Here is a 20,268-nt window from a genome sequence, read left to right as displayed (position 1 = left end):
AAACGTTATTGAAAGCAACGCTGGGAGCGTTCCCACATCTGACGGTGACATAGCCTTATGATATGCCATCATAGCAACGGCAATTCCTTGCCGTCGCACAGATATACCGCCTGGCCTGAGTACTGATCAGTTGCCGCTGAAATCGAGCACCACGCGCGAAGCAACCTTGCCATGTTCCAGGCGGCTGAAGATCTCGTTGATGGCCGACAGTGGCTGCAATTCGATGCCGGCCTTGACCTTGCCGGTGGCGGCAAAGGCGAGCGCCTCGGCCATGTCCTGGCGCGTGCCCACGAAGGAACCGCGTATCGTCACGCAATTGGCGACGACGTCGAACAGCGGCGTGGGGAAGTCGCCCGGCGGCAGGCCGACCAGCACGCAGGTGCCGCGCTTGCGCGTCATCGCCACGCCTTGCTGGAAGGCATCGATCGACGGCGCCGTGATCAGCACGCCGTGGGCGCCGCCCCCGGTCGCTTCGCGCAAGGCCGCGACGGGGTCGCCCTGGCGCGCATTGATGGTCACTTCGGCGCCCAGGGTGCGCGCATGCTCCAGCTTGCCTTCATCGATGTCGACGGCCGCCACGCGCAAGCCCATGGCCACCGCATATTCGATGGCCAGGTGGCCCAGTCCGCCGATGCCGGACACGGCCAGCCATTGGCCCGGTCGCGCGCCCGTTTCCTTGATGCCCTTGTAACTGGTCACGCCGGCGCAGATGATGGGCGCCGCCTGCACGGCGGACAGCCCGTCCGGAATATGCGCGACGTAGCGCGGGTCGGCCAGGATGTATTCGGCGAAACCGCCATTCTTCGTGTAGCCGCCGAACTGCGCCTCGGCGCACACGGTTTCCCAGGCGGCCAGGCAATGTTCGCAATGGCCGCAAGCCGAGTAGAGCCAGGGCACGCCGACCCGGTCGCCCAGTTGCACTTCGGTCACGCCCGTGCCCATGGCCACCACCAGGCCGATGCCTTCGTGGCCGGGAATGAACGGCGGCGACGGCTTGACGGGCCAGTCGCCGCGCGCCGCATGCAAGTCCGTGTGGCAGACGCCGCACGCTTCCGTCTTGACGAGGATCTGGCCGGGGCCGGGCACCGGCACGGGAACCTCGCGCAGCACCAGCGGCTGGCCCAGTTCTTCGACAACGGCGGCTTTCATGGTAGTGGGTGTCATGGTATTCCTTTTGAAGTTGGTCATGCGTAGTGCCGGGCGCCTGGCCGGGCACGTGTCGTGTTGCGCCATCCAGGCGTTCGGCCTGGGTCTGGTCGAATGCGACTTGCGAATAAGCATATTCTGCTGCATGCGATTCGAAAATTGATTGATCTACATCAATGTATTAACTCACTTGCGCCTAGACACCCAGGCAAGTGTCAGCGCTGATCTTCCTCGGACCGTTAGCGCAGCGGATCTCTCGGGCGTTGCCACGCCATTTGTTGATACTGTCCGGGGATCGAATAACGCGTTCCGGCGGAAATGGAAGTCAAGCTTGATGCCGCGCCCCTCACGATTGCAGTCGTCGATCACGTTGAACAAGCGGATGCTTCTGCCATCGGAGCCTTGACAGGAACTTTATACGTATAAAAACAGGTTTACATTAATTCCACTATTCGATTATTATGGAATCATGAAATAAAAGGAGGGCACATGGAAACCAAGAATGTCATCGTCGCGCTGGCGGCACTGGCGCAGGAGTCGCGCCTGGCCGTCTTTCGATTGCTTGTACAGACCGGACCGCAAGGAATGGCGGCAACGAAGATTGCAGAGCAACTGGGCATCCCGCCATCTTCGCTGTCATTTCACCTGAAGGAGCTGGTGCACGCAGACCTGATCGTGCCGCGTCAGGATGGACGCTTTGTCATCTACGCCGCACATATCGACAGCATGAATGCCCTGATCGGCTTCTTGACCGCGAACTGCTGCGGCGGTGCGCCGTGCACGCCTGAGCAAGGTGCCGCCTGCGACGTTGCCTGAGCTGGGCCAGCCCGTATTTCGAACATCCATCCACCGCAGTGATTGAAGGAGTCGTCATGACCGAAAAAGTCTACAACGTGTTGTTCCTCTGTACCGGCAACTCTGCCCGTAGCGTGATGGCCGAGGCGCTCGTCTCGACCATGGGAAAAGGCCGCTTCCGCGGCTTTTCGGCCGGCAGCCACCCGGGCGGCAGCGTCAACCCGTACGCCATCGAACAAATTGAAGCGACCGGCTATCCGCTCGACAAACTGCGCAGCAAGAGCTGGGATGAATTCGGTACCGCGGACGCGCCGCACATGGATTTCATCATTACCGTGTGCGACAACGCCGCCGGCGAGGTCTGCCCGTACTGGCCTGGCCATCCGATGTCGGCGCACTGGGGTTTCGAAGACCCGGCTGCGGCTACCGGCACGGACGCAGAAAAGCGCGCGGTATTCCACAAGGTATTTCGCCAGATCATGACCCGGATGAATGTTTTTGTCAGCCTGCCGCTGGAGATGCTCGAAAAAAATGCGATCCAGCACGAGATCAAAGCCATCGGGCAAAGCGCCGTCTAACCGGCGTGCGCCCGGGCATGCCCGCGGATCACGGCAAGCCTTACTTTTCACTCTTTCTCGAAAACTCATGAACGTTCCGTGTACTGGCAACTCTTGCCGCTCCATCCTGGCGAAAGCCACTCTTAGTCATCCGGCCTGGGCTGCCGGCCCGGGCCCGGTGCTTCCTCGCCACGGGGGCGTGGACGTTCCCGGCCATGCCGTGGTGGCGGGCGCCAAAAAGGAGGCATTTGCATGCTGACCGCTTTCCTGATTTTCCTGGCCACGCTGGTACTCGTCATCTGGCAGCCGCGCGGCCTGGGCATCGGCTGGAGCGCGGCCATCGGCGCTGGCGTCGCGCTGCTCGCTGGCGTCATCCAGTTGTCGGACATTCCCGTCGTCTGGCACATCGTCTGGAATGCCACCGGCACGTTTATCGCCGTCATCATTATCAGCCTGCTGCTCGACAAGGCCGGTTTCTTCGAGTGGGCCGCACTGCACGTGGCGCGCTGGGGTGGCGGCAGCGGCCGCAAGCTGTTTGTCTTGCTGGTCCTGCTGGGCGCCGCCGTCGCTGCGCTGTTCGCCAACGATGGCGCGGCGCTGATACTGACGCCCATCGTGATCGCCATGTTGCTGGAACTGAAGTTTTCAGCCAAAGCGACATTGGCCTTCGTGATGGCGGCCGGCTTCATCGCCGACACGGCCAGCCTGCCACTGGTGGTGTCGAACCTGGTCAATATCGTGTCGGCCGACTACTTCAAGATCGGCTTTGCCGAATATGCGGCCGTGATGGTGCCGGTCAACGCGGTGGCGGTGATGGCGACCTTGCTGGCATTGATGTGGTTTTTCCGCAAGGACATTCCGCAAGACTATGACGTCTCCCAACTGAAGCGCCCCGGCGCCGCGATCCGCGACATGGCGACCTTCAAGGCCGGCTGGCTGGTCCTGGCGCTGCTGCTGATCGGCTTTTTTGGGCTGGAGCGCCTGGGCGTGCCGATCAGCGCCGTGGCTGCCGTCGGCGCCGCGCTGTTGCTGGCAGTCGCCGCCAAAGGCCATGTGATCCCCACGCGGGAAGTCATCCGTAATGCGCCATGGCAGATCGTCATCTTCTCTCTGGGCATGTACCTGGTCGTGTATGGCTTGCGCAATGCGGGCCTGACCGGCTACCTCACTGGCGTACTCAATTACTTTGCCCAATATGGCGTATGGGGTGCGGCCATGGGTACCGGCGTGCTGACGGCCGTCCTGTCTTCGATCATGAACAATATGCCGACGGTGCTGATCGGCGCCTTGTCGATCGATCCGACCACGGCGCAGGGTGCCGTGCGCGAAGCGATGATCTATGCCAATGTCATCGGCAGCGACCTGGGACCAAAGATCACCCCGATCGGCAGTCTGGCGACCCTGCTGTGGTTGCATGTCCTCGACAGCAAGAAGATTCACATCTCCTGGGGGTATTACTTCCGCGTCGGCATCGTCCTCACCTTGCCGGTGCTGCTGGTGACCCTGGCGGCACTGGCTCTGCGCCTCAGCTATCAATGAGAGGATTCATCCGGGATATCGCCGCGCATCGCCATCCCTGTAGCATGAGGCCACAAGCGGACTAGCCGCAGTTGACCCGGGCCCTTCCCGGGCCCGTGGATGAACAATGACACAGCCAGGGCATGGGCTGGAAAGGGCAGCATGAAGATTCTGGTATTTCTCGGCTCGGTTCGCACCAGCACGCCGCCGCAGCCGGCGCGCGTGGGCGAGCGCGTGGCCAGGGCCTGCGTGGCGCAGTGCGATCGCGATGGCCACGCAGTGGTGCTCGTCGATCCGCTCGACTACGACCTGGGCGCGGCGTTCAAGCCGCACTTCGCCTACGCCAAGGGGCGCGCGCCGGCACCGCTGGACGACCTGGCCGGCGAGATTGCCGCCGCCGACGCCTACGTGATGGTCAGCCCCGAATACAATCATTCGATGAGTCCGGCACTGGCGCATCTGCTGAACCATTTTGGCAGTTCGCTGTTCGCCTTCAAGCCCAGCGCCATCGTCACCTATTCGGCGGGGCAATGGGGCGGCGTGCGGGCGGCGGTGGGCATGCGCGCTTTTCTGTCCGAGCTCGGTTGCTTGCCGGTCTCGGCCATGATCCACATTCCGGCCGCACACACCGTCTTCCGCGCCGATGGCAGCTTTTCCGCGGAGGTGGACGGCACCCGCTGGACCTCCTACATGGAGCGCACCTTCTCGCAGTTGCTGTGGTGGGCGGTTGCCGCCAGGCGCGAGCGAGACCGTTCCGGCGTGACGGGGCCATCGCCCGCGTTCCTGCGCGACCCGTCGCAGCGCAATGCGCCTTGAATGCGCCGATGCCGAGCTCTTTCGGCGTCAAACCATGGCCAGTGTCGCGCACACCGATACGCGCCTGCGCTTGAGCATCCATGCGTGCGTCATATTTGATGCAGATCAAGAATTCAAAAATGGAATGGCTGTATGGCATCGAGGCCGTCATTCTATGCGTTACCGTAGAGAGTGGCGCGGCGCTCCCGTCGAAACTGAATCACGGTCAAGCAAGCTATTTAGGCAAATCCTGGCAAGGTAGCGCGGCGCGCGCCCTTGTGGCGCCCTGCGACATCTTTTTTGCTCAGCTTGCTCAGGCGGGGATACTATCGCATGCGTGATCATCTTCTGCTGTCGGCCGCCGAAAAGCGCAGTAATCCGCCATCGCCTCTACACAAGTGAAAGAAGAAAATGACAACCGATACACCACTGCGATTCGATGTTCTTGACGGGCTGACTTGGGGCCCGTCGCTGGACGCGGCGCAAATCCGGCACGCGGCTTGGGACGCACACGGCGTGAGCATGGTGATTGACAACATTACGCTGGCGATATGATGTCAGGATGGCATGCCGGTCGTATTGCGCTCTTGTCGTCCATGATGTTGTTTCTGGGCGTAGCGCTCTGGCCGCTGGCGGTGCTCGCGGCGCCGCTCGCTCTGAGCGCCGACGCGTGGCGCGCGCAATTCGCACGCGAAGTGGATCATCGGCTGGAGGTGCCAACGGCCGACCAGGCGCGCTATGTGGCGCTGTTGAAGCAGGCGCTGAGCGAGGCCAATGTGACCGATATGCCAGCACAGACTTTGCTGCTGGTGGATCGCAGCCCCCAGGTACAGGCTGCTTTTGTGATCTTGCATACGGATGAAGATGGATGGCTGTTCATCGGTGCCACGGCCGTATCGACCGGCAAGGTGGGAAGCTATAATCATTTCTTGACGCCGTTGGGGGTGTTTCCGCATACCTTGGAAAATCCCGACTTTCGCTCCGAAGGCACGCTCAACGACAATCACATTCGTGGATATGGACGGCGCGGCATGCGCGTGTTTGACTTCGGTTGGCAACAGGCACAGCGCGGCTGGGGCACAGGCGCCATCAGTCAGATGCGCTTGCAAATGCACGCTACCGACCCGGATGTGCTGGAAGCTCGCTTGGGAAATGTTGCTTCCAAGGGTTGCATCCGCATTCCAGCCACATTGAATGTTTTTCTGGATTCACACGGCTTGCTCGATCTAGTCTATGAACAAGCCGTGAAGGACGGCCGGCATTTGTGGGTGCTCAAACCGGATCGCCATACTATTGAATGGCCGGGGCAGTATATGGTCATCGTCGATTCGCTGACGGAAGTGCGACCTGCATGGTCGCCCGCGCCAAAACCCTAATGCCGCAATCACGCCTAGCCACTACAAGCTGCCTCTCAGGAAAAGGATGGATACCATGTCGGAGCCGCAGGGCAGTGAAGGGCTGACAACCGCGCAGGCCGCGCAGCGCTTGCTGGAAAATGGGCCGAATGCCTTGCCCGCCTCGCGTCCCTTGAGTGCCGGGCGCTTGCTGCTCGATGTCGTTGCCGAGCCGATGTTTTTGCTGCTGGTCGCCTGCGGCATCATCTATCTGCTGCTGGGCGACCGCAATGAAGCGCTGATGCTGCTGGGCTTTGTCTGCATCGTCATGGGCATCACCTTTTTTCAGCGCCGGCGCACGGAACGCTCGCTGCATGCGCTAAGCGACCTCTCCAGTCCACGCGCCCTGGTGATTCGCGACGGCAAGCAGGAGCGCATCGCTGGCAGGGAGCTGGTGTCCGGCGACCTGGTGCTGCTGGCCGAGGGCGACCGCGTGCCCGCCGATATCGCGCTGCTCAGCGCATCGAATTTGACGGCCGACGAGTCCATGCTCACGGGCGAGTCCGTGCCGGTGGTCAAGCATGGCGCCTCCGATGCCGGCGGCAATCCGGACAGCCTGGTGTATTCCGGCACCCTGATCACGCAAGGCACGGCAAGCGGCCTGGTGGTCGCCACCGGCCCCCACAGCGCGCTTGGCCGCATCGGCGCCTCGCTCGCCACCATGGGGAGCGAGCTGACGCCGATTCAATTGGAAACGCGGCGCGTCGTCAGGCATGTCGCCATCGGCGGCTTGTGTCTCGCCGCCGGCCTGGCATTGACCTATTGGTGGCTGCGCGGCGACGCCCTGCAAGGCCTGCTGGCCGGACTGACGCTGGCCATGGCGGTCTTGCCTGAAGAGTTGCCGGTGATACTGACGCTTTTCCTGGGCCTGGGCGCCTGGCGCCTGGGGCGCGAAAGTATCCTGGCGCGCAGCATACCGGCGATCGAATTGCTGGGTGCGACGACGGTGCTGTGCGTCGACAAGACGGGCACGCTGACGGCCAACCGCATGGACGTGGCCCGGCTGTGGTCGGAGCAGTGCGCCCATGACTGTCAGGGCAATCCCGCCGGGGCCTTGCAGGAGGAACTGCACGGCTTGCTCGAATATGCCGTCCTGGCCAGCCATCGGCGCGCCTTCGACCCGATGGAGTCGGCCATCGGCCAGACCGGCGCCCGCCTGCTGGCCAATACGGAGCACCTGCATGCCGACTGGCAACTGATCGACGATTATCCGCTGTCGCGGCAGATGCTGGCCATGTCGCGGGTGTGGCAATCGCCGGACCGTTCCGAGTTCCTGGTGGCGGCGAAGGGCGCGCCCGAGGCCATCATCGATCTGTGCCATCTGGCGCCGGCACGCGCCGCCGCCATCGCGGCCCAGGTGCAGGCCATGGCGAACGATGGTTTGCGCGTGATCGGCGTCGCCCGCGCCACCTTTGCCGCGCCGCCCCTGCCCGACAACCAGCATGTCTTTGAGTTTGAATTCCTGGGCCTGCTTGGCTTGCACGACCCGGTGCGCCCGGAAGTGCCCGATGCGGTGGCGCAATGTCACGCGGCGGGCATACGCGTGGTGATGATCACGGGCGACCATCCCGCCACGGCACAGGCGATCGCGCGGCAGGCCGGTATCGCCGGCATGGCCGGCGCCTTGATGTCCGGCACGGACCTGGCCGCGCTGGACGACACGGCGCTACGGGCGCGGCTGGCCGATACCGACGTCTTTTGCCGCATCGCGCCGGAACAAAAGTTGCGCCTGGTACAAGCTTTCCGCAGCCGCGGCGATATTGTCGCCATGACGGGCGACGGCGTCAACGACGCGCCCGCATTGAAGGCGGCCAACATCGGCGTGGCCATGGGCGCCCGTGGCACCGACGTCGCGCGCGAGGCGGCAGCGCTGGTATTGCTCAAGGATGATTTTTCTTCGCTGCTGCTTGCGGTGCAGCATGGCCGCCGCCTGTTTGCCAATCTGCGCAAGGCCATCGTCTTCATCGTCGCGGTGCATGTGCCCATCGTTGGCCTGTCCATCCTGCCCGTGCTGCTGGGCTGGCCCATGCTCCTGATGCCCGTGCACATACTATTTTTGCAAATGGTGATCGACCCGGCCTGCTCGATCGTGTTCGAGGCCGAACCGATCGAAGCCGATGCCATGGCGAGCAAACCCAGGAGGCCGGACATGCATTTGTTCGACCGTGAAATACTGCTGCGCGGCTTGCTGCAGGGGGCAGGGCTGTTGGCCATGCTGGTCGGCTTCCACGTGCTGGTGCGGTGGGGGGGCCATTCCGACGAGGTGGCGCGCACGACGACCTTCCTCAGCCTCGTGCTGTCGAACCTGGGGCTGATCTATGTCAACCGCCAATGGACCCAGCCGTCATGGAAGAGGGGGCTGAAGTCGAACCGGGCATTCGCCTGGATCAGCTTGGCGGCTTCGCTGTTGCTGTTGCTGGTGCTGGGCGTGCCCCCCATCCGCGCTCTGTTTGCTTTCGCGCTGCCGGACATGGCGCTGCTGATGCAGTGCGCGCTGGTCGCCGTGCTCGGCGTCGCCTGGTTCGAGTGCGTCAAGTGGGGGCTGGCGACATGGCGATGGTTGCGCGGCGTGGCGCTGGCGCATTGAGGCACGGCCAAGCAGATCAGGCCACCTTCCCATCGATGAGCAGGATTTCGTCGAGCATGGCGCCGCGGCGCAGGACGAACAGCACGTCCATGCCGCGCTTCCCGGCCAGCGCGACGCCGTCCGCCTCGCCCAGCACCATGAGCGCCGTGGCCCAGGCGTCGGCCAGCATGCAGCTGGGGGCCAGCACGCTAACGGCCGCGAGACGGTTCGCGACCGGTTGACGCAAGGCCGGATGCATGGTGTGCGCATGGCGCGTGCCGTCGATCTCGACCCAGCGGCGATAGTCGCCCGAGGTGGCGATGGCCATGTCGTGCAATTCCATCACGCCACCGACTTCGCGGATGCCATGTGTCGGCTTTTCTATCGCCACGCTCCAGGCCTGGCCATCGGGTCTGGCCGAGCGCGCGCGCATTTCGCCGTCGATGCCGACCAGGTAGCTGGCGATGGCCCAGCCATCGAGGCAATGCGCCAGCTGGTCGACGCCAAAACCCTTGGCGATGCCCGACAGGTCGAGCCTCAGCGGCGCGCGCTTGCGCACCTGCAGAGCCGTCAGATCCACGTCCAATGCCCCGGCGGCCGGGCAGTACGTTTTGCCATGCCGGGCCGCGATCTGCGGCGATGGCGCGCATTGCGACGGACCGAATCCCCAGTCCTCCACCAGCTGGCCAACCGCCATGTCGAAGGCGCCGCCCGATTCGCGGCTGACCTGCAGCCCCGCAGCGAGCACCTGCGCAAGCTCCCGCGGCACAGGAATCCAGGTATTTTCCGGCGCCGCATTCAGGCGGCACAGGTCCGAGGCGGCATTCCAGGTCGACATCTGCCGGTCGACCCTGTCGACGGCGTCAAACAGGCTGGCGCCGATGGCGGCCAGGTCCGCTTGTCCGGCCGCATAGAATACGGCCGTATAGCGGCCGCCCATGGTTTCGCCATGCAGGCTGTAGCGCCGCAGCGCTGGCTCAGAAGACGTCTTCACGATACCTTCCCTTGTCCTGCAGCGCCGCCACATCGAGCTTCAGCGGCGCGAGTATCTGGTCCAGCGCCTGCCTGACGCTGGCAGCCATGGCGCGGCTGCCGCAGACGAGCACCTGGCCATGGTCGGCGATCAGGCGGCGCATAGTGTCGGCATCGTCCATCAGCCGGGTCTGCACGTGGACGCCATTCTCGACCCTGGAGAAGGCCGTGTGCAGCTGCGTCAGCCGGCGATCGGCCAGATAGTTGCGCAGTTCGGGCTCATACAGAAAATCGGAGTCGGGATGGCGCCCACCCCAGTACAGGTACATCGGATGCTTGCCCGTATTGTTGCGGATGAAACCGGCCAGTGGCCCGATCCCGGTACCGGCGCCGATCAGGATGACGGGCGCCTTGCCCAGGGCCGGACGAAATTGGGGGTTGGGCTGGACAAAGGCCTCGATGCGGTCACCCGGCAGCAGGCCGTGCAGGTAGCCCGAACACACGCCGCCGGGCTGCTTGCGCACGCAAATTTCCAGCACGCCGTCGCCCGATCCGCTCGCCAGCGAATAGAAGCGCGGCATGGGACTGCCGGGCGCCAGGACGCCTGCCAGGTCGCCGGCCTCGAAGTGGGGCAGTCGAGGGCGCGCAAGCCGGCCTGCCAGCCAACCGGCGGTGGCCGGCGGCGGGGCGGCGACAAAGCGCAGCACGACAGTCGGATCGTGCTCCTCCTCGCCGTAGGCGATGCGCTCGCGCAACTGCAGCGCATGCGTATGCGGATGTGCCGGGGCATGTTCGAGCACGAGCTCGTGGCCCAGCAGCGCGCCGACCTGGCTTCCCCAGCGCGCGAATTCCTGCGGCGACTGGCGGTCGATCAGGGCCAGTTCCAGCAAGCGGCGCCAGCCGCGCGCCGCCATCGCCGCATCGACCTCCTGCGCGAACTGGCAGAAGGTGGGGAACTGGCGGTCGCCGAAACCGAGCACGGCGTAACTTGCCGCCTGGTTGGGGGCAACACCGGCCAACTTCGTCAGAAAGTGCGTGGCAGAGGCGGGGGCATCGCCGTCGCCATACGTCGCCGTCAGGATGAACAACTGGCGCGCGGCGCCGTGGCGCGACGAGAACTGGTTCATCGGCGCCGTGTGCACGCGTTGTCCGGCCTGCCGCAAGGCATCGTGCAGCACGCGCGCAAAGCCCCAGGTACTGTTGTTTTCGCTCCCCACCAGGATCACGCTGTCGGCCGAAGCCGGAGCCGAGTTGTTGGCGATGCGCGGCTTGGCCCGCTGCCGCTGCCACCATACGGCAATGCCCGTCACCGCCAGCCAGGGCGCGCCGAGCGCACTCAGGCCCAGTGCCAGGCCCAGCCACCACAGGCCTTCGCCCGTATGCAACTGGTAGATCAGTTCAAAGGCTTCCCGGACCTTGCTGTGCGCGCGGAAGGCGAGCAGCGCGCCGCTGGACTGGTCGACATAGGCGTCGCCTTGCCGGGTGCGCAAGGTATAGACGGCGTTGCGGTCACCGGCAAGCGGAAAGGAAAGCTCGCGCAGGTCGACCAGCCTGGTGGCCAGCAAGGCTGGCAAGCGGGCAGCGGGCAGCGGGGCTCCGCCGGACGTGGTGGCGGGGATATCGGGTTCGTCCTGGCTGCCATCGGCAATGAAGCCGAAGGTCGCCGCCGACATGTAGCTGCCGGTCACGGCGGACAACAGCAGGCCGGCGACAGCAAGACGGGCCACTGCGGCGTGCCAGCGCTGGCTGCGATTGCCATGCAGGGGACGCGCCAGCTGGCGCCAGCCGCCCACCCGCTTGAGCAGCAGGAACAGCCCTGAGACCGACAGCAGCAGCATCGCCAGGGCCGTGATGCCGACAGCGGCGCTGCCTGGCGTGTCGAGAAACAGCGACCTGTGCAACTCCTTGAACCAGCGCGCGTAGGCGGGCGGCGCATACGGCGCGATCGCCTTGCCGCTGGACGGGTCGACCCGGTCCACGCCCGAGATGTCGCCGGCGCTGTAGTAGACGATGATGGTTCCGGAGGCCGTGCGCTGGATCTGCTCGGCGCCCGGATAATGGCGCGCCACCCGGCCCGCCAGTTCGGCAACGCTGACGCCCGCCGGCACGCTGGTCGCCAGCCGCTCGAGCGCGGGGTTGATCGACAGCACGGCGCCCGTCAAACCGACGAGCATGACCAGCAGGGCGCCGATCAGGCCAGCGAACGAATGTATCTGTCGCAACATGCGGGCGGTGGCTACATGTCGTAAGTGAAGGACTTGACGTAGCCCCGCCCAGCGACGGGTTTGCCGGCGCCCTGTTTGCTCAGCGGCGCGCGCACGTCGGCCGGGTTGTCGCGCCCGTCCTCAGCCGCGCTGTCCACCCGGATCTCGTAGCCGGCATCGATCAGGGCGTCCGCCAGTTCGACCGTCACCTTGAGGGTCTTGCCGCTGCCGACGCTCGCTCCGCTGACCCCGTCAAATTCGCGCGTGTTCATGCCGCTGCCACGCGCCCAGTCGCTCAGGTGCTTGTAATACTTGGTCTTCTTTCCAGCGATCCACAGCGTTTTCTTGTATTTGCCGGCGGCATCCGTGACATACACCGCCAGGTAGGCGCCGTTGCCGGCGTAATTCTTCAGTTGCGCGGTGAGTGTGACCGGGCGCGCCTGGACGAAGCCGGGCAGCGTCAATGCACCTGCAAGGCAGGCGCAGACTATGATGTGTTTCATTGCTTTTCCCCATGGGAGATTGGGCCGGTACGCCGCCTGATGGGCCCCTGCGGCACGGGGCCGAGGTAGTCGGCGGCGTCGCCGTCATTGCTGAAGACTACCGCCAGGCTGCGCATGCGCAGCGATGCCGGGGAGTATTTGGCCTTGATCTTGTTGCCGTTGCGGTCAATGGCTCTGAGCTCATAGCAGCCATCATCGATCTTGATGCGCTGGACAGTCCAGCCGCGCTGTTCGGCTTCCCGCTGCAATTGCTCGCGAGGTTTCCACTCGGCAATCGGATCCGTGCAATTGACATCCGCACAGGCCGCGCCGCTGAAAGCCAGGGCGGACAGCACCATGCATGTGCGCGCTAAGAACATCGCTTGCCCTCCTTGATAACCACCTGAGCATGGCAGTTCATGCTGACATGATACTTACCTGCCCGGCCGCGCGCGATGAAAAATCCGGGTATTTGCGGGTCCACCATCGCGAGATCAATTTTTTTGCAAATACCTGCGGCAGAATGCACCGCCGCGCTTGTTTTCGCGCCATATCGGGCCTATTGTTTGCTAACGAGAATGACAGGAGAGCTATCAAATGATAACCATTCAGGTATTCGAACCCGCCATGTGCTGCAGCAGTGGCGTATGCGGGGTGGACATAGAACCGCAGTTGCTGCAGTTTTCAGCCGATGCGGAGTGGGCGCGCCTGAACGGTGTGCAGCTGGAGCGCTACAACCTGGCCCAGCAACCGATGGCCTTCGCCGATAACGCGCAAGTCAAGCGCTTCCTGGAGCGCTCCGGTGCCGATTCGCTACCGCTGATACTGGTCGATGGCGAGCTGGCCCTGGCCGGGCGCTACCCGCAGCGGGCGGAACTGGCCCGCTGGGCCGGCGTCGCCATGCCCGACGCCAGTGCCCCGGCCGCCGGCTCCTGCTGCGGCGCAAAAACCTGCTAAGGAGTTCTTTCATGCCAGCCGCCTTGCACTTTCTCGACCATCCTCCCTCGTTCATGTTCTTTACGGGTAAAGGAGGGGTGGGGAAAACCTCGCTGGCCTGCGCCCACGCCGTGCTGTTGGCCGACCAGGGGCGGCGCGTCCTGTTGGTCAGCACGGATCCCGCTTCCAACGTCGGCCAGGTGTTTGACATGGCGATCGGCAACCGGATCACGCCCATCCTCGCCGTTCCCGGCCTGAGCGCGCTGGAAATCGATCCGCAGGCCGCCGCCCAGCTGTATCGCGACAGGATCGTCGGGCCGGTGCGCGGCGTGCTGCCGGAAGCGGTGGTCAAATCGATCGAGGAGCAGCTTTCAGGCGCGTGCACCACCGAAATCGCAGCCTTCGACGAATTTACCGCGCTGCTCACCGATGCGCACATCCTCAAGGACTATGACCACATCGTGTTCGATACGGCGCCTACCGGCCATACCATACGGATGCTGCAATTGCCGGGCGCCTGGGATGCCTTCCTGGAGGAGGGCAAGGGCGATGCTTCCTGCCTGGGGCCGCTGGCCGGACTGGACAAGCAGCGCGACCGCTACCATGCGGCCGTCGCGGCGCTGGCCGATCCTGCGCGCAGCCGCTTGATCCTGGTGGCGCGGGCCCAGGGCGCCACCTTGCGTGAAGCGGCCCGCACGCACGATGAACTGGCTGCCATTGGACTGACGCAACAATATCTCGTCATCAATGGCGTCTTGCCGCAGTCAGAGGGGGCAAGCGATGCGCTTGCCGCGTCCGTCGTGCAGCGCGAGCAGCGCGCCCTGGCCGCCTTGCCCGAGGCACTGCTGGCATTGCCACAAGACCGGATCCCGCTGATGCCGTTCAACCTGGTCGGCCTCGACGCCTTGCGCCGCCTGCTGCTGGCCGACGGCGGCAGCGCGCCTCCCGCCGTCGCGGCGCTGCCGGAGATCGCCACGCCGGCCCTTGCCAGCCTTGTCGACGAGATTGCCCGGAACGGTCACGGCCTGATCATGCTGATGGGGAAGGGCGGCGTCGGCAAGACCACCATTGCCGCCGCCGTGGCAGTGGCGCTGGCCAGGCGCGGCCATGCGGTGCATCTGACGACGTCGGATCCTGCGGCGCACCTGTCCGAAACGCTCAGCGGCTCACTGGAGCATCTGAGCGTGAGCCGCATCGATCCGCGCGCGGAAACTGAGCGTTACCGCCAGGAAGTGATGGCGACAAAAGGCAAGAAACTCGATGCGGCCGGGCGCGCATTGCTGGCGGAGGACTTGCGCTCGCCCTGTACCGAAGAAATTGCCGTGTTTCAGGCGTTCTCGCGCGCGATACGCGAGGCTGGCAGACAATTTGTCGTGATGGATACCGCCCCCACGGGCCACACGCTATTGTTGCTGGACGCAACGGGCGCCTATCACCGGGAAGTCATGCGCCAGATGGCCGACACGCAGCTGCACTTCACCACGCCCATGATGCAGTTGCAGGATCAGGCCCAGACCAAGGTATTGATCGTCACGCTGGCCGAGACGACCCCGGTGCTGGAGGCCGCCGGCCTGCAGGCCGACCTGCGCAGGGCGGGGATCGAACCGTGGGCCTGGGTCATCAACAACAGTCTGTGCGCGGCCAGCCCACGCTCGCCGCTGCTGCGCCAGCGCGCCCTGAACGAGCATGCGCACATCGCGACAGTGGCCCGGCAGCTCGCGCATCGCTACGCGGTAGTGCCATTGCTGGCGGAGGATCCTGTGGGCATCGCCCATCTGGAACAATTGACGATGCCGGCTGTAGCGGCTGAACGCGAGGCCATCAGATAGCCTTGACAAACAGCGCCAGCGCGGCCAGGGCGGAAACCATCGCAAACGCTTTCTGCAGATGCTGCGCCGGCAGCCTGGAGGCGACCAGACGGCCACCGGCCATGCCGGCCAGGGAACCGATGGCGAAAGGCAGCGCAATGGCCCATTGCAAGTGACCGGCCGCCGTACTGGCGACGACGCCTGACATCGATACCAGCGCAATGACGGCAAGCGAGGTCGCGACGATCGATTGCGTGGTCAAATCCGTGTAGCGTTGCAATGCGGGAACCATCACGAAGCCGCCGCCGACGCCCAGCAAACCGGACAGGATTCCAGCGACCACGCCCGCCAGGGCCAGCGCCCTGGCGCAAGGGGCCGTCCAACGCAGTTTTCCACGCGTGGCGTCGAGTTGGCAGGGCGGCGCGCGTTTGCCGGACGCCGCAGTATCGGCAGGGCCGGAAGTGGCGCGCTGGTACACGCGCAGCGCAACGTAGAGCAGGACGAGGGAAAACAGGATCGCCAGCGGCCGATTCGGACTGCGCTGCGCCAGCCACAAGCCAAGAGGGGAGCAGAGGATGCCGGCGCCGGCGATGAGCAGCGCCGCCTTGTAGCGCACCGTCCCGGATTTCAGGCCCATCACCGCGCCCAGGGCCGCCGCCAGGCCGACCGCCAGCAAGCCGATCGGACCCGCCTGCGCCATGCTCAAGCCAGCGCCAAAGACCAGCAAAGGCACGGCAAGGATGCCCCCGCCTGCACCGGTGAGTGCCAGGATGATGCCGACTGTAAAGCCGAGCAGCAGGATGATGGTCATGCTCGCCCCTCAAGATGCTGGCTCGGCGTCATTGATCGGCCAACTCGGGTTTCGCCATCCACTCGCGCCCCTTGAGCATGCCCCGCCAATACAGCGGCGGCAGGATGCGCTCCTTGAGCAGCCAGGCCAGTCGCGAAGGACGCGTGCCGTCAATGAGCCAGGTCGGAAAGCTCGGTGCCAGCTTGCCGCCATAGGTAAATTCCGCCAGCACGATCTTGCCGCGCTCGACAGTCAGCGGGCAGGAGCCGTAGCCGTCGTAGTGCGCGCTGCCCGTAGCCCGGCCCAGCGCTGCCAGCACGTTGTGCGCCACGACGGGGCCCTGTTTGCGCGCCGCCGCTGCCGTCTTGGCGTTGGCCGTATTGGCAACGTCACCCAGTGCATGGATATTGCTCCACACCCGATGCTGCAGTGTCGCGGGATCGACGTCGAGCCAGCCGGCGGCGTCGGCCAGGGCGCTGACACGAATGAAGTCGGGCGCCACCTGGGGCGGCACGACGTGCAGCAGATCGAACGGGCGCTCGACGAGTTGCCGGCCGCCGTCGGCGCCTGTGCGACTGAAGGTGGCGATTTTGGCAGGCCCGTCAACGCCGACCAGCGTATGGCCGAAATTGAGACCGACGGCGTAGGCGTCTATGTATTCCATCAGCGCCGGCACGTAATCGGCAACGCCGAACAGCACTGCGCCGGCACTGCAGAATTCGACCTCTATCTGCCCCAGCACGCCATGGCGCTTCCAGTGGTCGGCGGACAGGTACATCGCCTTTTGTGGCGCACCGGCGCATTTGATCGGCATCGGCGGCTGGGCGAAGATTGCCCGTCCGGCGCGCAGGTTCTGCACCAGGTCCCAGGTATATGGCGCGAGATGGTACAGATAGTTGGAGGTGACGCCATTGCGTCCCAGGGTTTCGGGCAATCCGTCGATCGCATGCCAGTCAAGCTTCAGGCCCGGACAAATGACCAGTTGTTCATACCGGACGATCCGGCAGCCATCCAGAATGACGGCGTTGCGTTCCGGTTCAAATGCCGCCACGGCAGACTTGATCCAGTGCGCGCCACGGGGAATGGTCGATGCCATGGTATGGGCGGTTTGCGGAGCATCGAATATGCCGGCGCCAACCAGGGTCCAGCCAGGCTGGTAGTAGTGGACGTCGGCAGGGTCGATGATGGCGACGTCGAGATCGGGTTGGCGCGCCAGGAGGCTCGATGCGGTCGCGATGCCTGCAGCACCGCCGCCGATGATGACCACGGCGTGCGCCACTTCGGCGGTATCGAGGGGCGTGCGGCCATGATTGATGATGCGCCGCGCCACGCCGCGCAGATCGAAGCCGGCTTTTTTTGCAGCCTCCATGATGTGAGGAAGCGACTGTTGATTCGCCTGCGACAGTGCCCACATCGTTGTCGAGCGCATGCCCGTTCGGCAATAGGCCAGAACCGGCTTCGGTAGCCGGGCCAGCAGCTGGCCGAATGCGATGCCCTGCTCATCGCTCACTTTGCCCGGTTCGGCCGGCAGGTAATGGGCGCGCATGCCCAGCGCCATTGCCGCCCGTTCGATCTCGGCAAAGAGTGGCTGGTCGCCGCCCTCGCCATCGGGACGATTGCAGATAATCGATTGAAAGCCCGCCTCGCTGAGCGCAGCGAGCTCGTGCGGCACAATCTGTGCCGAGACGGACAGGCCGGGCGCCAGTGGATGAATGTGCATGTTTGTCTCCGTCCAGTCTGTGCTGTGTGTTGTCAGACCGCGTTGAGCGGTATTTTCAGATAGCGTATGCCGTTCGCCTCAGGCTCGGGAAGGTGCCCGGCGCGCATATTGACTTGCACCGATGGCAGGATCAGGGTCGGCATTTCCAGCGACGCATCGCGTCTGGTGCGCATGGCAACAAACTCTTCTTCGCTGATGCCGTTGCGCACATGGATATTGCCGGTGCGCTCCTCGCCGACGGTACTGACATAGCGCACTTCGCGGCCGCCAGGCTGGTAGTCGTGGCACATGTAGAGCAAGGTATCCTCAGGCAAGCTCAGTACCTTGTTGATGGAGTGGAACAGGGTGCGCGCATCGCCGCCGGGAAAGTCGCAGCGGGCCGTGCCATAGTCCGGCATGAACAGCGTGTCGCCGACAAAGGCGGCGCTGTGCGTAGCGTTGCTGACGACATAGCTCATGCAGGCCGGTGTGTGGCCGGGCGTGTGCAGGGCGCGGCATTGCAGCGCGCCGATGGAAAACGGCTCGCCATCGGCAAACAGATGGTCGAACTGGCTGCCGTCGCGCGCCATGTCGGCGCCGGCGTTAAACAGCTTGCCGAAGACCTGCTGCACCGTGGCGATATGCTGGCCGATGCCGATCTTGCCACCCAGTTTTTCCTTCAGGTAGGGCGCGGCCGTCAAATGATCCGCATGCACATGGGTTTCCAGTATCCATTCGACCCTGGCGTCCAGAGCCGCGACACGCGCCAGCAGGCGGTCGGCCGAGGCTGTGCTGGTGCGGCCTGACTTCGGATCATAGTCGAGCACGCTGTCGATCAAGGCGCAGCGGCGCGTAAGCGGATCGAGCACCAGATAGCTGACGGTGCTGGTGGCAGGGTCGAAGAACCCTTCTATTTGAATTGGCGTGTTGGTCATGATGCGTCTATCTCCCGGATGTGCAAACCTGGCGTGTACAAGCCCTGGCAGGGAATGCAAGACCTGTGCCAGTACGAGGTTGGGCGACACATCGGTCTCAAATGCCTGATTCCATGCGTTTTCCCGCCGTCGACGCCGCAATGGAGCGATGCAGTGCAACTCTTTGACGCTGCCGCTGGCAGTGCCACTTGACGCATTGGCAGTCCTGCGACAGTATGGCTGCACAATAAGGAGCCAGCATGCCAACGCCACCGGTCATCAGCATCAAGCCATCCCCCAGCGCGCCCATGGTGCAATCGCTGATCTCGTTTCTCGAACACGAGGTCCAGCCGATGATCGTGCTCGATCCCGATTACACCATCCTGGCCGCGAATGTCGCCTATCAGCGGCAATTTGGCAGCATCGGCCAGCCCGTGGCCGGTCACAAGTGTTACCGCATCTCGCATCATTACGACGCCCCTTGCGACCAGGCCGGTGAACATTGCCCCATGAAGAAAGCGCAGGAACTGCGCGGACCGGACCGCGTGCTGCATATACACCACACGCCGCGCGGTCCCGAGCACGTCGCCGTCGAACTGCGTCCCATCTTCGATGCCGGCGGCACCATTACCGCGTATGTCGAGCGGCTGGAAGTGGTGCGCAGCGCTTCTGCCAAGCCGAGCGAGGAAGGACTGGTGGGCCGTTCCGCCCCATTTAACCGGGTGCTGGCGGCATTGCAGCGGGTCGCGCCGTCGATGCTGCCGGTGCTGCTGCTGGGCGAGTCAGGCACCGGCAAGGAACTGTTTGCGCGCGCCGTGCATGAAAACAGCGCGCGGGCCGCGGGACCGTTCGTCGTGGTCGATTGCTCCGGACTGACCGAAACGCTGTTTGAAAGCGAATTGTTCGGACACGAAAGGGGCGCTTTCACGGGCGCCACCTCGCGCAAGCCGGGGCTGGTCGATACGGCCCAGGGCGGCACTCTGTTTCTCGACGAAATAGGCGACGTGCCCCTTTCCATGCAAGTCAAGCTGCTGCGCCTGATTGAATCGGGCACCTACCGGCGCGTGGGCAGTGTCGAGACCCAGCACGCCAATTTCCGCCTGGTCGCCGCCACCCACAAATCGCTGGAAAACATGATGGCGCGGGGCGAGTTCCGGCCAGACTTGTATTACCGCATCAGTGCTTTCCCCATCGCCTTGCCGCCGCTGCGCGAAAGGCCCGACGATATCGCGTTGCTGGTGCAGTCATTCCTGCGCCGCGCGGGCGCGGGCAAGCGCACCTTGACGATAGACGCCGAAGCCATGGCGCAGCTGCAGCAACGCCCATGGCCGGGCAATATCCGCGAACTGCGCAACGTGCTGGACAGGGCCAGCCTGTTCGCCGATGATGGCGTGATCCGCGTCGAGCAGCTGCTGGCGGCGCCGGTGGAGCAGGGGGCCGCGCCGGGCCTGCCGGTGCGCGGCGACAGCATCCCGCTGGCCGAGCTGCATGCCACCTTCGGCGGCACGCGCAAGGCACTCGCGGCCCACCTTGGCATCAGCGAGCGCACCCTGTACCGCCGCCTGAAGGCGCTGGGTCTCGCCTAGGCCTGGCAGCACTGCCATGCTGCCAGCGTGGCAGTGTCACCCGTTGACTGGCAGCGCGCTGCTGCCCGCCGCAGCGCCCTAAGTCCCTGTTTTATATCCATTCCTC

Annotated in this window: 17 protein-coding genes and 1 pseudogene; 9 read left to right on the top strand and 9 right to left on the bottom strand. The window is 64.5% G+C overall.

Features of this window, described 5'->3' with window-relative positions; genetic code table 11:
- Positions 1-126: 126 nt before the first annotated feature.
- Entirely contained in the window at positions 127-1,164 is a 1,038-nt protein-coding gene (locus tag AC54AF_RS01795; RefSeq protein ID WP_496634942.1) for a zinc-dependent alcohol dehydrogenase, read from the bottom strand.
- A gap of 199 nt (positions 1,165-1,363) precedes the next feature.
- Positions 1,364-1,551: pseudogene (locus tag AC54AF_RS01790) on the bottom strand (IS3 family transposase); the annotation flags it as partial.
- An 84-nt stretch (positions 1,552-1,635) separates the two neighbouring features.
- Between AC54AF_RS01790 and AC54AF_RS01785 the strand changes: the two are divergent.
- From AC54AF_RS01785 to AC54AF_RS01760, 6 genes are all read left to right on the top strand, one after another.
- Positions 1,636-1,962: an ArsR/SmtB family transcription factor gene (locus AC54AF_RS01785; RefSeq protein ID WP_496634940.1), complete on the top strand. Its 327-nt coding sequence runs from the start codon at positions 1,636-1,638 to the stop codon at positions 1,960-1,962.
- 56 nt (positions 1,963-2,018) lie between these two features.
- Positions 2,019-2,519 carry an arsenate reductase ArsC gene (locus AC54AF_RS01780; protein WP_496634938.1) on the top strand — a complete coding sequence of 167 codons (501 nt, stop codon included), beginning with the start codon at positions 2,019-2,021 and terminating at the stop codon, positions 2,517-2,519.
- Positions 2,520-2,750: 231 nt separating this feature from the next.
- Positions 2,751-4,037 carry an arsenic transporter gene (locus AC54AF_RS01775; RefSeq protein WP_496634936.1) on the top strand — a complete coding sequence of 429 codons (1,287 nt, stop codon included), beginning with the start codon at positions 2,751-2,753 and terminating at the stop codon, positions 4,035-4,037.
- A gap of 141 nt (positions 4,038-4,178) precedes the next feature.
- Complete coding sequence (locus AC54AF_RS01770; RefSeq protein ID WP_496634934.1) at positions 4,179-4,832, top strand: NADPH-dependent FMN reductase; 654 nt, start codon at positions 4,179-4,181, stop codon at positions 4,830-4,832.
- Positions 4,833-5,407: 575 nt separating this feature from the next.
- Positions 5,408-6,187: a L,D-transpeptidase gene (locus AC54AF_RS01765; protein WP_496634932.1), complete on the top strand. Its 780-nt coding sequence runs from the start codon at positions 5,408-5,410 to the stop codon at positions 6,185-6,187.
- Between the two features lie 46 nt (positions 6,188-6,233).
- Positions 6,234-8,792 carry a cation-translocating P-type ATPase gene (locus tag AC54AF_RS01760; RefSeq protein WP_496634930.1) on the top strand — a complete coding sequence of 853 codons (2,559 nt, stop codon included), beginning with the start codon at positions 6,234-6,236 and terminating at the stop codon, positions 8,790-8,792.
- A gap of 16 nt (positions 8,793-8,808) precedes the next feature.
- On the opposite strand, the gene AC54AF_RS01755 is transcribed toward AC54AF_RS01760, so the two are convergent.
- From AC54AF_RS01755 to AC54AF_RS01740, 4 genes are read right to left on the bottom strand one after another with little or no spacing between them, the layout of a single operon-like run.
- On the bottom strand, positions 8,809-9,765 hold the full coding sequence (locus tag AC54AF_RS01755; RefSeq protein ID WP_496634928.1) for an FAD:protein FMN transferase: 957 nt from the start codon (positions 9,763-9,765) through the stop codon (positions 8,809-8,811).
- A complete protein-coding gene (locus AC54AF_RS01750) occupies positions 9,749-11,968 on the bottom strand; it encodes a PepSY domain-containing protein (RefSeq protein ID WP_496634926.1) in 2,220 nt (739 codons plus the stop codon). The genes AC54AF_RS01755 and AC54AF_RS01750 overlap by 17 nt, the downstream gene beginning before the upstream one ends.
- Before the next feature lie 11 nt (positions 11,969-11,979).
- Positions 11,980-12,450, bottom strand: coding sequence for a DUF2271 domain-containing protein (locus AC54AF_RS01745; protein ID WP_496634924.1), 471 nt, complete (start codon positions 12,448-12,450; stop codon positions 11,980-11,982).
- On the bottom strand, positions 12,447-12,809 hold the full coding sequence (locus tag AC54AF_RS01740) for a PepSY domain-containing protein (RefSeq protein WP_131686571.1): 363 nt from the start codon (positions 12,807-12,809) through the stop codon (positions 12,447-12,449). The genes AC54AF_RS01745 and AC54AF_RS01740 overlap by 4 nt, the downstream gene beginning before the upstream one ends.
- Before the next feature lie 217 nt (positions 12,810-13,026).
- Here AC54AF_RS01740 and arsD point away from each other — a divergent pair, with 217 nt between their 5' ends.
- Positions 13,027-13,386, top strand: coding sequence for an arsenite efflux transporter metallochaperone ArsD (gene arsD / locus AC54AF_RS01735; protein WP_496634922.1), 360 nt, complete (start codon positions 13,027-13,029; stop codon positions 13,384-13,386).
- Between the two features lie 11 nt (positions 13,387-13,397).
- Positions 13,398-15,194 (top strand): arsenical pump-driving ATPase, encoded by a 1,797-nt coding sequence (gene arsA, locus AC54AF_RS01730; protein ID WP_496634920.1) that lies wholly within the window; start codon positions 13,398-13,400, stop codon positions 15,192-15,194.
- Here the strand turns inward: arsA and AC54AF_RS01725 are convergent.
- From AC54AF_RS01725 to AC54AF_RS01715, 3 genes are read right to left on the bottom strand one after another with little or no spacing between them, the layout of a single operon-like run.
- A complete protein-coding gene (locus tag AC54AF_RS01725) occupies positions 15,187-15,984 on the bottom strand; it encodes a sulfite exporter TauE/SafE family protein (protein ID WP_496634918.1) in 798 nt (265 codons plus the stop codon). The two genes, arsA and AC54AF_RS01725, sit on opposite strands and share 8 nt — an antisense overlap.
- A gap of 28 nt (positions 15,985-16,012) precedes the next feature.
- Complete coding sequence (locus tag AC54AF_RS01720) at positions 16,013-17,683, bottom strand: bifunctional protein tyrosine phosphatase family protein/NAD(P)/FAD-dependent oxidoreductase (protein ID WP_496634916.1); 1,671 nt, start codon at positions 17,681-17,683, stop codon at positions 16,013-16,015.
- 32 nt (positions 17,684-17,715) lie between these two features.
- Positions 17,716-18,597: an MBL fold metallo-hydrolase gene (locus AC54AF_RS01715; RefSeq protein WP_496634915.1), complete on the bottom strand. Its 882-nt coding sequence runs from the start codon at positions 18,595-18,597 to the stop codon at positions 17,716-17,718.
- A gap of 239 nt (positions 18,598-18,836) precedes the next feature.
- Between AC54AF_RS01715 and AC54AF_RS01710 the strand changes: the two genes are divergently transcribed.
- Positions 18,837-20,162, top strand: coding sequence for a sigma-54 interaction domain-containing protein (locus AC54AF_RS01710; protein WP_496634913.1), 1,326 nt, complete (start codon positions 18,837-18,839; stop codon positions 20,160-20,162).
- Positions 20,163-20,268 lie beyond the last annotated feature (106 nt).

This window comes from Janthinobacterium sp. JF4, from assembly GCF_059617925.1.
The sequence above is the reverse complement of the archived record's forward strand: the minus strand, read 5'-3'. Positions and strand labels throughout refer to the sequence as shown.